Source organism: Larkinella humicola (assembly GCF_008727875.1).
Classification (GTDB): Bacteria; Bacteroidota; Bacteroidia; order Cytophagales; family Spirosomataceae; genus Larkinella; species Larkinella humicola.
The window spans coordinates 46,682-60,516 of the sequence record NZ_VTWS01000002.1 but is presented as its reverse complement, the minus strand read 5'-3'; the positions used below and the strand labels follow the sequence as shown (position 1 = coordinate 60,516).

Here is a 13,835-nt window from a genome sequence, read left to right as displayed (position 1 = left end):
GAAAACCGTAAACCCAAAACCAACTAGTTTATATGGAATACACCTCGCACATGTATCTGAACCTCGGGCCTGAACCCGATAAAAACTTAACATTTGGGCCTGAGCCTGACCATCTCGCAGAACCTGCACTTATGACTCCCGACGAAAAATTCGCCCAACTCGGGCTGACCCTGCCGCCCGCGCCGAAGCCGATGGGTGTGTACAAACCGTGTCTGATTGTCGACAAATTCGTCTACGTTTCCGGTCATGGGCCGGTGAAAAACGACGGAAGCCGCATCATCGGCCGCATTGGGGCCGACATGAACATCGACGAAGGCAAATTGGCGGCCCAGCAGGTTGGCCTGACCATTCTGGCAACCCTGAAAGCCAAGTTTGGCACCCTGAACAAAATCAAACGCGTCATCAAAACGCTGGGCATGGTGAATGCAACGGACGACTTTGAGCGGCATCCGTTCGTCATCAATGGCTGTAGTGAGCTTTTTGTGGCGGTTTGGGGAGACGACAACGGCGTCGGCGTTCGCTCGGCCGTGGGCATGGGCACGCTGCCGGAAAATATCCCGGTCGAAATTGAAGTGATGTTCGAACTGGCGGACTAAAACCCTGACAGCGGCCCTAAGGCCCTGTCAGCGGTTTTAGTCCACGGCTCAAAATACGAGTTACTATTTACTAATCCCCGTTCAAACCGCTGACAGGGCCGCCAGGCCGCTGTCAGGGTTTAGGGCTTTTACTACATGGATGAATACCTGGTTCACAACGTTCAGTTGATCGATTCCCCGGCCCTGCTGGTCTATCCCGAACGCATTGCCGACAACATCAAAACCATGCTGGACATGGTGGATGGCGACGCCGACAAGCTGATTCCGCACGTCAAAACGCACAAAATGGCGGAAGTTGCCAAAATGCAAGTCGAAGCGGGCATCACCAAATTCAAGTGTGCCACCATCGCCGAAGCCGAAATGCTGGCGGATACTGGCGCTCGGCACGTCCTGATTTCCTACCAACTGACCGGCCCGAAACTCCACCGGTTTTGCGAACTGGTGCAGGCTTACAACTGGGTCGAATGGGCGTCGCTGGTCGACAACCTGGCGTCGGCGGAGGAACTGGCGAGGGAGTTCGAGAAAACCGTTCATAAACCCGTGATTTACATTGATGTAAACCTTGGCATGAACCGCACGGGCCACGTCGTCGATGACGAACTGGAGGCCTTGTACCGGCAGTTGAAAGCCGATGACCGGCTGGACCTGCGCGGTTTTCATGGCTACGATGGTCACATTCGGGATGCGGACGTGGCACTTCGCCAGATTCATGCCGATGCGGCCATCAAACCGCTGGAAGTGCTGGCCGACAAACTGGAGCAGGAAGGGCAACCGCGCCCGGTGATGATCGTAGGAGGAACGCCGACTTTTTCCAACCATGCCCACCGCCCCAACGTCTGGTGCAGCCCTGGAACCTGCCTGTTGTGGGATTGGGGCTACGGCGCTTTACTGACCGAACAGCACTTTCAATGGGCCGCCCTGCTGCTCACCCGCGTGGTGTCAAAACCGGCTCCCGGTGTGGTGACCACCGATCTGGGACACAAAGCCGTAGCCGCCGAAAATCCGTTGGCAAAACGGGTGAAGTTTCTGAACCTGACGGGCTACGAAATCACCGGACAAAGCGAGGAACACCTCGTTTTGCAGGTTGAAAACTGGGATGCCCTTCAGGTTGGCGATGTGTTGTACGGGGTGCCGTATCACATTTGCCCCACGGTGGCGCTTCACGACGAAGCCCAGGTAATTCTGAATGGCGAAACCACCGGTCGCTGGGCCATTGAAGCCCGCAGACGCCGGATTACGTACTAACACTCTGTAACCAACCCCCTAACCTGACACAAATTGATCATGCGTACGTTCCCTATTCTCCTGCTCACCTTCATGTGGCTGGCCCTAACCCCGTCAAAACCGGTTCGCGTTGTTTTTTTTGGTGATTCCATTACGCAGGCGGGTGTGAAGCCCGGCGGTTACATCACCCGCATTGGCGACATGCTCAAGAAACAGAACCTGTCGAATGAATATGAACTGGTTGGCGCCGGTATTGGCGGAAACAAAATTTACGACCTGTTTCTGCGCATGGATGAGGATGTTCTGGCCAAACAGCCGACGGTTACGTTTGTGTATGTGGGCGTGAATGACGTCTGGCACAAACGCACCTACGGCACCGGCACCGACCCCGATAAGTTCGTGAAGTTTTACGATGCCGTGATCAAGAAACTACAGGCGGCTGGCAGCAAGGTTATTCTCTGCACACCGGCGGTCATTGGCGAAAAAACCGATTATTCCAACGATCAGGATGGGGATTTGCAGCACTATTCCACGCTGATCCGCGAACTGGCCGCCCGGCATAATCTGCCCCTCTGCGATCTGCGGAAGGCTTTTCTGGCGTATAACCTGAAAAACAACCCCACCAATGCCGAAAAAGGCATTCTGACCACCGACCGGGTGCATTTGAACGATACCGGGAATCAGTTGGTGGCCGACGAAATGTACAAACTGATGGTGAGTGCGAAATAAAAATGGTTGGCAAAAAAGGGAAATACATCCTGTTCGGACTCGTGGCTTTGCTGGTGGCCTACATGGTCTATGATGCGGGCTCAGAACCCGGGATCAACGACTTGAAAGGGACCTACCGGGAAGTTGCGATGTACCGGAATGAAAACAATACCGGCCCCATCGTCCGGATTTATGCCGTAACGGTGAAGGACACGCTCTGGGAGGAAATGCGGCAATACGGCGATTTTATGCTGTACACCAAATACGGAACGACCAAAGTCTATTTCTTTCCGGAAAGTCGGCCCGCGCCCACGCAGGTTTTTCCGAAGCGGCCCCATTTTGATAAAAAGTATGAGTCATCCTGCCTGGCGGTGTATGAGAAAGACGCGATGAGCCAGGTAAACTTTCGCAAAATGCCGTTTACTCAGCAAACCGCCGAGGACAAGCACGAACTGATCGTGGGGGCAAAATAATAGAGGGGCGCTACGATGCGTACGGTAACAAAGACCCGGTTGATCGGCAAACGCTGATCAACCGGGTTTGTTTTTTACGATGGTGTGGATATGGTTTCAATGATTTATTCAGATTAGAGAAGATGGGCGTGAGACAGGAGACTACTGAAATTTAAGTCGATACTCTCTTGTCTTACTTCTCTTGTCTATTTCTACACTTCAAACGGCAGGTTGTATTCTTTAATGATGGGTTTTGAGGAGCGGGTTTTGACTTCCACTTTGGCTTTCAGCGGAAAACCCAGCACCAGCGAATTTTTGATGTATTGATCTTCGTGGACCATCCAGGAGTAGCTTTCCAGCAGGTATTCATCGACCCCCGCCTTGTGCGCCTGATAGGCCAGTCGTTCCACAAACAGAGGTTCGTAGTTGATGATGGTTCCCATATAGATGACCTGAATGCCGGGTCGCGACTCGTTGCCCAGTTCCGTACAACCGAGCACGGCGATTTTCAGCGACGAACCGTCTTCGAGGTCTTTAACGGCCCATTCATCGATCACGGTTTTTACATTAGCCATTGTTGCGTTGTTTTGCGTTAAACGATGGCTCAAAAGTAGGGCAGCAGGGTGGGGCATGCTACCCTGATTTAACAACTGGCGGTTTTGGGGCAATAACGGGTAGAAATCGGTAAATCGGGGGGGGGGAAACGAAGAGAGTGAGACTTATGTCTGATCATTCCGTCACAGTGACAAATTGCCCCGTTCCCCTAAAGGGGACTTTAGAATCCGGAGGTTCTGCGTCCAAGTCCCCTTTAGGGGAACGGGGCAAAAAGCGAAATTTCTAGAAGGCTAAACCGATGTATTTTCCGGCAAAAGCACCCGCAACAAGCCCGGCGCAATCTCGGCGGTGATTTCCCGGATGCGGCCCCGGTATTCGCCGTCGATCTGAAAATAGGCTTTCCGTTTGGTGATGATGTGAACAGAGGTGGCCGGGAATATTTCGATGTGTTTGGGATCGAACGGGCGGAAGTGGATGAACATCCGGAAAATGGCCAGCAACGAGAGTTTACGAATGACCACCACCTCAAATTTGCCGTCAGCCACGTCGCCGTCGGGGTTGATCACCGCCCCGGTGCCATACATGCGGGCGTTGGCCAGCACCACCATGAAAGCGGCCCGATGTACCACCTCGTTGCCCGTGTTGATCTGGATGCGCAGGAGTCGTCTCCGCATCAGCACCCGCAATACGCCCCGCGCATACCCGAGTTTGCCCCGCATCTTGCCTTCTTCGAAATACTTGACCAACTGGGCATTCATGCCGATGTCGCTCAGGTGCAGGCAGTGTTCGGTGCCATTGATGCCAATGAGATCGATCGGTTTTTCGACCCCATTGACCACCACCTCCAGGCTTTCCTCCAGGCTCGACGGGATGCCCAGTTCTTTGGCCATGCCGTTGGCCGAGCCCGCCGGGAGAATGCCCATCGGCAGGTTGGCGGTCAGGGCGTGTTCGGCCACGAATTTGATGGTGCCGTCGCCACCCACGGCCACCAATCGGTCGGGTTGGTAGGATTCGATGAGTTTGGGGAGTTCCTTGTCGTCGTTTTTACCATCCAGAAGGAACAGGTTAGCCGAATGCGGTTGATTTTCGAAAAAAGAACGAATGCATGATTCCCAGGTCGATTTGTCCTGTCCGCCGGAAATCGGGTTGATGGCGAACAGAAATTTTAACTTTTTAGCTTCCGGCATGTTCCTGAATTAGTTTGCAGGGATTGGGTGTTGCTTTTCCTTATTTCGATATTCGCTATTCAGTGTTCAACATTCATTGTTCTTTCGTTCTTACTATCGAATAATGAATATTGAATAGCGAATAACGAAAGAGGGAAACTGAACACCAGATTGATCAACTATCTGTAATAAACAAAGAATGAAGGCAAGTGGCGGAATAAAAGATAAAATCTTAACGTGGCTCCGAATTTCGGACAAGCCCGTGGTGAAAGTGTACCGGGGCTACGTCCACCAGCAGAAGGTCGTGGTGTTTGGTCATGTGTTGCGGGTGAGCCCGATGCCCCGCCAGAAATACCGGCAGAACTTCTGGATCAATACCTTTGCGTTGCTGCGGCTTTTTATGATGCGGCCGGTTTCGGGCGCGACTGTCAAAGTGAGCGGGATTGCGGAAGATGTGCGGTTTGTGACCGAAAAAGACGGTTTTTTTCGGCTGGAATGGACACCCGGCGAACCCTTCACGCCCGGCTGGCATCCGGTGAAAGTCGATTTGATTACGGCTAACTTCGGGCCGGAAGACCCGGTTGCAACGGGGCAGGGCGAAGTCTACCGGCCGCATTCGACACAGTTTGGTATTGTTTCTGACATCGATGATACGTTTCTGATTTCGCACTCGTCCAACCTCCGCAAGCGGCTGCACGTTCTGCTGACCGAAAACGCCCACAGCCGCGATCCGTTTGAGGATGTGGTGACGCATTACCAACTGCTGGCGCGCGCCGGAACGGAAGGGAATGCGACAAACCCGTTTTTCTACGTATCGAGCAGTGAATGGAATCTGTACGACTACATTCTGACGTTCTGCGAAAAGAATGACATGCCCAACGGGATTTACCTCCTGAGCCAGATCAAACGGTTTCGCGAAGTGTGGAAAACCGGTCAGAATAAACACGTTACCAAATTTGCCCGGATTGTCCGGATTCTGGAAGCGTTTCCGGAGATGAAATTTGTGCTGCTGGGCGACGATACGCAGGAAGATCCCAACATCTACACGTCCCTCGTGTCCCACTTTCCGCAACAGATTCGCTGTGTGTATCTGCGTCGGGTTAACAAGCAAAATAGCGTTCGAACCCAGGAATTTGTCGATCAGATTGTCGCTGCCGGGGTGCCATGCTGTTATTTCAGCCACAGTTCCGAAGCGATTCGGCATTCGGAAACCGTGGGGTTGGTGGCGAGTCGGGAGATGAAAAAATAGAATTTTCTCAGTCCTTTCCAATGGCTCCTCCTGGTGTTATAATCCGGTTCCGGTTTCCAGGTCGATGATCAGAATCCCCTCATCAACGTCATTAAGTTGTCTGATTAATTCGCCTTTGGTGTTCCAGATGGCTGAGCGACCGGCACTTTCAAAATTGTCACAATAGCCCACGCAGTTGGAAACAAAAACCGTCATGGCGTTAGTTCTGGCGATCGCAGACAGCGTTTCACTGGCTTTTTCCATGCCAGGGGCCGACTTTGCCACGCTGGCCAGGTAGACTGTTGCGCCGTTTTGGAAGGCCTTTCCCGAATGTTCCGGAACCGACAATTCGTAGCAAATGGCGAGAGCTATGTTGGCTTTGTCGCCCAGAAAACACAGGGTGCTCTGCCCGCTGACAAAAAACGGTTCTTCATCCTCGTGTAAGTACTTTTTCGAATACAGATGCCGGGGCTGATGCGGTTGGAAAATGAGCAGACTGATCCAGATGCCCTCCTCGCTTCGGATCGGGACGCCTACGCCAATCGTAATCCGGTGGGCGTCGCTGCGGGTCTGAAAAACATCGAACCGGCTGTCGTCCGGGGTCGTTGCCAGGTCGGCGGCCAGTTCCGGTTCGTAGCCGGTCAGAGATAGCTCAGGAAAAATGAGGAGGTCGGCGCCGTCGGAAACGGCAAGGTCGATGAGGGTTTGGTGGTTGGCAATGTTGTGCGCAATATCACCTTTGACGGGGCGGGTCTGGGCTACTCCAATTTTCATGGCAAGGCTGGGTTTTAGACGGTTCAGCGGGGTTCGGATGAAGCCGTTCGGGCTTCCCATGCCGCCAGTTGTTTTTTGGTGGCCAGCCCCCGCCAACTGAGTTCCAGGATTTCAGCCAGCAATTTCCGGTCGTACGGATGAATCCACATGCAGACATAAGGGTAACCTTTGAAGTGATCCGGCAAATGAAAAATTTCGGGATGGCTGTCGAGGTAAGCATCGCGGATGGCAAAATCGAGCCGGATGGGGATAAATTCACCGGATTCGTGCAATCGGCACATCAGTTTGCCCCGCACTTTGATGGAGGGCGTATTCTCGTGCGAAACGCTTTCTTCGGTACCCGGAAACCGGAGCGCTACCATTCGTACGGGTTCAAAATCCGATGGATTAAAAGGAACGGTTCTGGGTTTCATTTTCAGGGCTGAATGTCAGTAGCCAATCAAAATTACACTGACCGGCAAGGTGAGAAACTAATCGCAAAGACCACTACCTTTACCGATTGACAAGATAACGAAAAACCGTTCCCAAGTAAACATGAAATTCCCCTTTACACTAGCCCTGATTGCCCTAAGTGTTGCCTTCGTCGGCTGTGAAACCAAGCCAGCCACAGTGCCTCTCGTCGGCACCTGGGAACTGATTTCGGCCACCGCCACCGAAAAGGATTCGACGTTTTCGACGTTTAATCCGAAACAGAAAATGATTAAAATTATCAATTCAACCCATTTCGCCTTCCTCAACCACGCCCTGCCGACGGAAAAAGACTCGACAGCTCCGGCGTTCACGGCAGGCGGAGGCAGTTATACCCTGGTGGACAGCGTGTATACCGAAAACCTGGAGTATTTCGTCGACAAAGCGTGGGAGAATCACAAGTTCGAATTTGTGGTCCAACTACACGGGGATACGCTGATTCAGAAAGGCGTTGAAAAACTGGAGAAGCTGGGAATTGACCGGATCATTGTGGAGAAATACCGCCGGGTTACGAAGGAATAGCGTTCGCGGAACCGTCTGCGTCGTCCGGTTTTTGGATACATTTTGCCGGGAAGATGCCAAGAATTTTTATTTCTTTCGCTTTTGCCCCGTTCCCCTAAAGGGGACTTGGACACGGAAGACGCCGGATGCTAAAAGTCCGGCTCCGGCCGCCCGGCCTTTAGGGGAACGGGGCTACAACGAAAGGTTTGAATTTACAAATCGTAGGTGAAGTTAAAGAAGATACCGGTCTGGCCCTGCCGGTTCACGGAGTAACTGATGCGCCCTACGATGTTGTAAAACGTGGCCACGTCCAGCGCAACGCCCCCGCCGTAGAGCCACGAATTCGCCAGACGGCTGTTGTATTCCTGCGCCAGCGTGCTGTTGACATACCCCATATCGCCAAACAGACTGACGTACAACGCCAGTGGAACGGTATTGAACTGCTTCATCGGCATCCATCGGACCTGTTTTCGAACGTTCAGCAACTGGTATTTCAGCGTGTTGCGAACCAGCCCATACCGTTGCCCATCGATCACATACAACTCGTAGCCCCGAACAAAATCCGACAAATACCCCAACCCGCGCAGGTTGGTATACGGCTGACGCTCGGGCCACGAAAGTTTGCCCCGCACGCTGTTGCTGGCGTAGAATTTCGCGCCCAGCGGCCAGTAGCGGGTATAATTCGCCATGATTTCAAACAGCCGCACATTGTCGGACGGCAGAAGCCCATACTGATTGGCGGTCAGGTTGAGGTAATGCCCCCGCAGCGGATACGCCACGGCATCGCGCCGGTCGTGCGTGAAGAGGTAGCTCAGCAGGAAATACCGCTGTTTGGTCTGGCCGTTCAGAAAATAGTCGGGATTCAGCCGGGCAACGGTATCGGCAATCGAATTGCGAACCAGCCGGAGTTCCAGGCGGTGGAAATTGTAGAACTGATTCCGGCGGGTCAGAATGACATTGGTGAAAAACCGGTCGCGCATCAGGTCCTCGCTCCGGAAATACACGAGTTTATCGAGTGCCGAGCGGTAGGCCACTTCCTTGTTGGTCTGGTAGGACGCCCCAAAACTGATGCCGGTTTTTTGCGCCTTGTCGATGTAAGGGAGCGAGTAGACCACCTGCGTTCGGCGCGTAAATCCGAACTCGAAAATCGCGTTGATTTTGTCGGCATTGCCGGTCACGTTTTTGTAGTTCAGCCGTGCTCCGTAAATCGTTCGGCGGAAGCTGCGGCCCCGTTCATACCACCACTCGTTGAAGTTGCGGTCGGCCAGGTCGAAAACTGGGATCACAAAAACATACCAGCGTTCTTTCAGATTAACCTCGATGTCGATTTCGTTCGCACTGACTTCTTTCGCCGTCACATCGACGGTGATAAACAGGTTGGTATTGGTGACTTTTCGCTGGTCCCAGGCCAGTTTTTCGGTCAATTGCGGCCGTTGGATGGTATCACCGGCTTTTACTTCCAGCTCGCGCAGAATGATGCGCTCCCGCGTCCGGTGGTTTCCGTGAATGTGGACCGACCGAACCACCCAATAATCACGCTGCATGGTATCGGCAACGGCGGATGGTTTTGCCGTTGAATCGACCAAAGACAACGTCCAGAAAAGTAAGGATAGTAACATCAAACGTGCGTCATTGACGAAGGCATCTTCAAAAGTACCGCAATAAAAAAATAGGTAAAAACAATCTTCGAATCTTGCAACAAAATCCTTATTATTGTCAGAATCGAGCCACTTTTTGGCTCCTCCGCTAACCTAAACATATCTCTTCTCTTCGTTTTTCTCATGAAAGACAAGCCCCACCTACGTTTCTGGCAAATCTGGAACATGAGTTTTGGATTTCTGGGTATTCAGTACGGCTTCGGTTTACAGCAGGCCAACATGAGTCCCATTTTCCGGTATCTCAACGCCGAAGAATCCGCCATTCCCATCCTCTGGCTGGCGGGTCCCGTCACCGGTTTGCTGGTGCAGCCCATTATCGGCGCGATGAGCGACCGGACATGGTCTAAACGCTGGGGGCGTCGAAAACCGTATTTCCTCGTTGGCGCACTCATCACCAGTTTTGCGCTGATTATGATGCCCAATTCGTCGGCGCTCTGGATGGCCGCCAGCCTGATGTGGCTGCTCGATGCGGGTCTGAACATCACAATGGAGCCGTTTCGGGCGTTTATCGGCGACAAATTAAACAACCAGCAACGGAATCTGGGGTTTGCCGTTCAGAGTTTCTTCGTCGGTTTCGGGCAAACGCTGGCCAATCTGATGCCGTTTATTTTGCCGATTTTCGGCATCGCCGTGGCGGCTACCGGGGCCAACCTGATCCCCGACTTTGTTAAATACTCGTTTTACATCGGTGGTGTTGCGATTCTGGGAGCGGTAATCTGGACGATGTATACGACCACGGAGTATCCGCCCGAGAACATGGAAGAGTTTGAGCGGATGAAAAAAGAGAAGCGCGGGGTTTTTCACGCGTTTGCCGAGGTGCTTGATGCGTTTCGCCACATGCCGGCCACCATGAAGCAGCTCTGGTGGGTGAAATTCTTTACCTGGTACGGTTTGCCGCTGATGTGGCAGTATCTGTCGCTGGCCATTGCCCGCCATGCCTTCGATGCGCCGGATGCGAAGATCAATCCCGAAGGGTTTGCCAAAGGGCTGGAATGGAGCAACTTGTGTTTTGCCCTCTTCAACGTCGGCTGTTTCGGAATCTCGTTTTTGCTGCCGCCAATTGCCAACCGGCTGGGTCGTCGCAGCACCCACGCGGTTTTTCTGACCATCGGCGGGCTGGGTTTCCTGTCCATGCTGTTTTCGCACGACAAATACATCTTCCTGGTCGGCATGACGCTGGTTGGCCTGGCCTGGGGCTCCATCATGTCGATGCCCTACGTCATGCTTTCCACCTCCGTTCCCAAGGAGCGGATGGGCGTTTACATGGGACTGTTCAACGGTTTTATCGTCGTTCCGCAGATTATCAACAACATGACGATTGGCTTTCTGTACGAAACCGTCTTAAACAGCGATCCGCGGAATGCACTGGCACTCTGCGGGGTTTGCCTGATTCTGGCCGCCGGGGCCTGTTTTCTGGTGAAGGAAACCAATCAGGCCGAAGAAGCGGCCTTTCCCATTGGAGCCGGAGGGCATTGATGAAACCAGACAAGAGAGGTGAGACAAGAGAGTAAAGACCAATCCATTCGCAGTTGTCTCACCTCTCTTGTCTGGTGTATCTATTTCAAATCCGCCAGCTTGCCCAGCTCAATGTCTTCGAGGGTGGCTTTGATTTTGCTCATGTCAACGCCGTTGCCTTTGGCCGTTACGATGAACCGGTTGTTGATCAATACCGCGATTTCGCCGTTTTTGCTGCTGTTGTCGTACTTTTCGTAGGCTTTGTAATCGCCAAATTTGGTGGTTTTTTCGTAACCGTTTTCGGTTTCCTTGTCCACTTCGATAATCGACCAGGCGGCCATACCCATCAAGGCACCGGTTCCACCGGCATCGACGATGTTCACTTCGATGGATTGGCTGTCGTCGTCGTTGCGGTATTCACCTTTGGCGGTGGAGATGTTGAAACCGGCCATGCCGTTTTTCTCGCCGGTGGCTTCCTTGCGGGCCAAACCGTCGGCATCGGCGGGGAGCATTTCTTTCAGTTTGCGGAAATCAACGGTTTCGACCGGGCCGTTTTTCTGCATTTCTTCCGCCTGATCAGCCATTTTTTTCAGCGCATCAACGCTTTCGCTGGCCGAAATTGAGGTGCCGTCATCGTCCGATGATTCGGCTTTTTCTTCTTCTTTATTGCCACCGCAGCTCATCAACAGCGTAGCTGCCAGCAAGAAAACGGGTACTGATTGGATCAGTTTCATTCGTAGATTGGATTGGTTAAGTCAAGAGTTTTTACCTCCAACCGGCTGGCACCGGTGGAATTAGAGCAAAGAAAGAAGGATTCCGTTTACAACGTATTCATTATTGAGTCATCGGTAATAATGACGCGACGGCTACCGGTTTTTCGCGGAACTCTGGAGAGTCGCCTGTTTTCGGAAACTCACCACCAGTAAATAAATACCGGCCAGTACGGCAGGAATGCTCAGAATTTGACCCATATTGAGAGCCAGCGTTTTTTCAAACTCGACCTGATCTTCTTTCAGGAATTCGTAGAAAAACCGCAGGCCAAACACCCCAATCAGGAAGATGCCGAGCAAACTGCCCCGGGGTGTATTCTGCTTGTAGCGGTTCCAGAACCAGAACAAAAAGAGGCAGATGAACAGGCACGAAATGGCTTCGTACAATTGCGCCGGGTGGCGGGGAATCTGTAGATACTCCGTGTTGTTAACAAAGACGAATCCCCAGGGAACGTCGGTGGGTCGACCGACAATTTCGGAGTTCATCAGGTTACCGAGCCGGATGAAACAGCCGCCCAGGGCCACGGCAATGACGATGCGGTCGGTCACCCAGAGGAACGTCTGTTGGGTAGCCAGGCTGGATTTCCGGCGGGAGTAGAGCCATAAACCGGTCAGAATCCCGACGGTGGCACCGTGGCTGGCCAGTCCGCGGTAGGGGGGGAGAATCACCTCCAGCGGGTTTTTGAACAGAACTTCGGGTTCGTAGAAAAGAAAATGGCCGATTCGGGCACCGAGAACGGTGGCAATGACCATGTAGAGGGTCAGGGCATCGATGTCGCTGATGGGTTTGCCTTCGCGTTTGAAGATGTAGAGCATGATTTGCTGGCCCAACAGAAAGCCGAGGGCGAACAGGAGACCATACCAGCGAACGGAGAAAGAGCCGATAGAAAATAATTCGGGATTAACATCCCAGATGATGTAGGAGAGCATTCGATTTCGTGACGTGTTAAAGAATAGACCCGCATCGGCGGCTCAGGGTTTGAATCCTGCGGCCCGACGGCTGGTTGAAGAGCCAGGTCGGCGCGGATTGAAAGCAAAGATAGAAAAGATTTAATGAAGGACTTGTTATCAACTATGAAAACCGTCTTGATTGGCTTCGTTCGATTTTACCAGGGGGCTCTCTCGCCCTACCTGCCCAATTCGTGCCGGTATACGCCAACCTGCTCCCAGTACATGATTGAAGCCGTGCAGAAATACGGTGCTTTGAAGGGGGGAGAACTGGGGTTGAAGCGCATTGCACGCTGTCATCCGTGGGGCGGCAGCGGTTATGACCCGGTTCCCTAATGGGGTGAAAACCGGTCACAGGCTGACATTTTGTCGCAAAATGCGGGGTAGCCTGATTATTGATCGGGGTGGCTGGCGACGTTTACCGGCGCAAAAACGACTACTGATTGACAACCATGGAAATAACGGCAGATAACCGATTGAGACGATTGATCGTTGTGGGGGACCGGGTGCTGGTGAAACCCAAAAACCCAAGTGAACGCACCAACAGCGGTTTGTACTTACCACCGACCGTAACGGAAAAAGAACAGGTGCAGAGCGGTTACGTCATCAAAGTGGGACCGGGATACCCGATTCCTTCGCCGTCGGAAGAGGAACCCTGGAAGGAAACCGAAGAAAAAGTGAAATACATGCCACTCCAGGCCCTGGAAGGCGATCTGGCCATTTACCTCCAGCGCAACGCCATTGAACTGGAATACGAAGGCGAAAAATACTGCATCGTTCCGCAGTCGGCCATTCTGTTGCTGGAACGCTCCGAAAACCTCTTCGATTGACAAAGAGTTATGAGGTATAAGCCGGAAGAGCGGCTTTTAAACCTTTTACGCTATGCAAACGGTATGGTTGATGGGACTACTGCTCAGTATGACCCTGTCTGGAGCAATGGAAATGAACGGTTCCCAAAAGAAATCCCTGAAAGCCACGCTGGACGAGAAGCGGAACGACCGGCGCGTTCTGCTGGTGTATGGGACTGATCCGGCGCAACCTGCTTTCCTGCAACAGCAAAAAATCCTGCAAACTGAAAAAGCCGGTCTTGACGATCGCGACCTGGACGTAATCATGCTGACTGCCGCCGAACTGCCGGAAGCGGACCGGCAGTTTCTGACAAAAAATGCGTTTCAGTTAACTTCCTCCGACGTTTTCAAAGGCTGGCTCATCGGCAAAGACGGCGGAGTGAAACATACGTTCAAAAAACCGATCAAACCCGGCGACGTATTCCGGATCATCGACAGCATGCCCATGCGGCAGGCCGAGACCCGGAGGCAATAGGAAGGTGCC

Annotated in this window: 17 protein-coding genes; 10 read left to right on the top strand and 7 right to left on the bottom strand. The window is 52.8% G+C overall.

The features are described from left to right. Positions 1 to 131 precede the first annotated feature (131 nt). The 4 genes from F0P93_RS08325 (at position 132) to F0P93_RS08310 (ending at position 3,001) form a co-directional block, all read left to right on the top strand. Positions 132 to 596 (top strand): RidA family protein, encoded by a 465-nt coding sequence (locus F0P93_RS08325; protein ID WP_150875929.1) that lies wholly within the window; start codon positions 132 to 134, stop codon positions 594 to 596. 135 nt (positions 597 to 731) lie between these two features. Continuing rightward, positions 732 to 1,841 (top strand): D-TA family PLP-dependent enzyme, encoded by a 1,110-nt coding sequence (locus F0P93_RS08320; RefSeq protein ID WP_150875928.1) that lies wholly within the window; start codon positions 732 to 734, stop codon positions 1,839 to 1,841. A gap of 39 nt (positions 1,842 to 1,880) precedes the next feature. Then, on the top strand, positions 1,881 to 2,549 hold the full coding sequence (locus F0P93_RS08315) for an SGNH/GDSL hydrolase family protein (protein ID WP_150875927.1): 669 nt from the start codon (positions 1,881 to 1,883) through the stop codon (positions 2,547 to 2,549). A 2-nt stretch (positions 2,550 to 2,551) separates the two neighbouring features. Then, positions 2,552 to 3,001, top strand: a complete 450-nt coding sequence (locus F0P93_RS08310; protein ID WP_150875926.1) for a hypothetical protein — start codon at positions 2,552 to 2,554, stop codon at positions 2,999 to 3,001. A 191-nt stretch (positions 3,002 to 3,192) separates the two neighbouring features. Here the strand turns inward: F0P93_RS08310 and F0P93_RS08305 are convergent, their stop codons facing one another. Both F0P93_RS08305 and F0P93_RS08300 read right to left on the bottom strand, forming a co-directional pair. Further along, positions 3,193 to 3,555, bottom strand: a complete 363-nt coding sequence (locus tag F0P93_RS08305) for a hypothetical protein (protein ID WP_150875925.1) — start codon at positions 3,553 to 3,555, stop codon at positions 3,193 to 3,195. 270 nt (positions 3,556 to 3,825) lie between these two features. After that, complete coding sequence (locus F0P93_RS08300) at positions 3,826 to 4,722, bottom strand: diacylglycerol/lipid kinase family protein (RefSeq protein ID WP_150875924.1); 897 nt, start codon at positions 4,720 to 4,722, stop codon at positions 3,826 to 3,828. Between the two features lie 178 nt (positions 4,723 to 4,900). Between F0P93_RS08300 and F0P93_RS08295 the strand changes: the two genes are divergently transcribed. Next, positions 4,901 to 5,950 (top strand): App1 family protein phosphatidate phosphatase, encoded by a 1,050-nt coding sequence (locus F0P93_RS08295; protein ID WP_150875923.1) that lies wholly within the window; start codon positions 4,901 to 4,903, stop codon positions 5,948 to 5,950. Positions 5,951 to 5,986: 36 nt separating this feature from the next. Here the strand turns inward: F0P93_RS08295 and F0P93_RS08290 are convergent, their stop codons facing one another. Further along, positions 5,987 to 6,703 (bottom strand): carbon-nitrogen hydrolase family protein, encoded by a 717-nt coding sequence (locus tag F0P93_RS08290; protein WP_150875922.1) that lies wholly within the window; start codon positions 6,701 to 6,703, stop codon positions 5,987 to 5,989. A gap of 23 nt (positions 6,704 to 6,726) precedes the next feature. Continuing rightward, entirely contained in the window at positions 6,727 to 7,116 is a 390-nt protein-coding gene (locus F0P93_RS08285; protein ID WP_150875921.1) for an MmcQ/YjbR family DNA-binding protein, read from the bottom strand. Between the two features lie 121 nt (positions 7,117 to 7,237). Between F0P93_RS08285 and F0P93_RS08280 the strand changes: the two genes are divergently transcribed. Continuing rightward, the gene (locus F0P93_RS08280; RefSeq protein ID WP_150875920.1) at positions 7,238 to 7,693 is read left to right on the top strand and encodes a DUF4488 domain-containing protein; all 456 of its coding nucleotides are present in this window, start codon (positions 7,238 to 7,240) and stop codon (positions 7,691 to 7,693) included. Positions 7,694 to 7,884: 191 nt separating this feature from the next. On the opposite strand, the gene F0P93_RS08275 is transcribed toward F0P93_RS08280, so the two are convergent. Then, a complete protein-coding gene (locus tag F0P93_RS08275) occupies positions 7,885 to 9,291 on the bottom strand; it encodes a BamA/TamA family outer membrane protein (protein ID WP_225309414.1) in 1,407 nt (468 codons plus the stop codon). Positions 9,292 to 9,453: 162 nt separating this feature from the next. On the opposite strand from F0P93_RS08275, the gene F0P93_RS08270 reads away from it, so the two are divergent. After that, positions 9,454 to 10,806 carry an MFS transporter gene (locus tag F0P93_RS08270; RefSeq protein WP_150875919.1) on the top strand — a complete coding sequence of 451 codons (1,353 nt, stop codon included), beginning with the start codon at positions 9,454 to 9,456 and terminating at the stop codon, positions 10,804 to 10,806. An 80-nt stretch (positions 10,807 to 10,886) separates the two neighbouring features. Here F0P93_RS08270 and F0P93_RS08265 read toward each other — a convergent pair whose 3' ends face one another. Together F0P93_RS08265 and lgt are read right to left on the bottom strand one after the other, a co-directional pair. Further along, positions 10,887 to 11,519: a transposase gene (locus F0P93_RS08265; protein ID WP_150875918.1), complete on the bottom strand. Its 633-nt coding sequence runs from the start codon at positions 11,517 to 11,519 to the stop codon at positions 10,887 to 10,889. A gap of 132 nt (positions 11,520 to 11,651) precedes the next feature. Continuing rightward, positions 11,652 to 12,485, bottom strand: a complete 834-nt coding sequence (gene lgt, locus F0P93_RS08260) for a prolipoprotein diacylglyceryl transferase (protein ID WP_150875917.1) — start codon at positions 12,483 to 12,485, stop codon at positions 11,652 to 11,654. Between the two features lie 144 nt (positions 12,486 to 12,629). On the opposite strand from lgt, the gene yidD reads away from it, so the two are divergent. From yidD to F0P93_RS08245, 3 genes are all read left to right on the top strand, one after another. Beyond that, positions 12,630 to 12,839 carry a membrane protein insertion efficiency factor YidD gene (yidD, locus tag F0P93_RS08255; protein ID WP_222930262.1) on the top strand — a complete coding sequence of 70 codons (210 nt, stop codon included), beginning with the start codon at positions 12,630 to 12,632 and terminating at the stop codon, positions 12,837 to 12,839. A gap of 116 nt (positions 12,840 to 12,955) precedes the next feature. Continuing rightward, positions 12,956 to 13,333: a co-chaperone GroES gene (locus F0P93_RS08250; protein ID WP_138989479.1), complete on the top strand. Its 378-nt coding sequence runs from the start codon at positions 12,956 to 12,958 to the stop codon at positions 13,331 to 13,333. A gap of 52 nt (positions 13,334 to 13,385) precedes the next feature. Further along, positions 13,386 to 13,826, top strand: coding sequence for a DUF4174 domain-containing protein (locus F0P93_RS08245; protein WP_191908758.1), 441 nt, complete (start codon positions 13,386 to 13,388; stop codon positions 13,824 to 13,826). Positions 13,827 to 13,835: the final 9 nt, after the last annotated feature.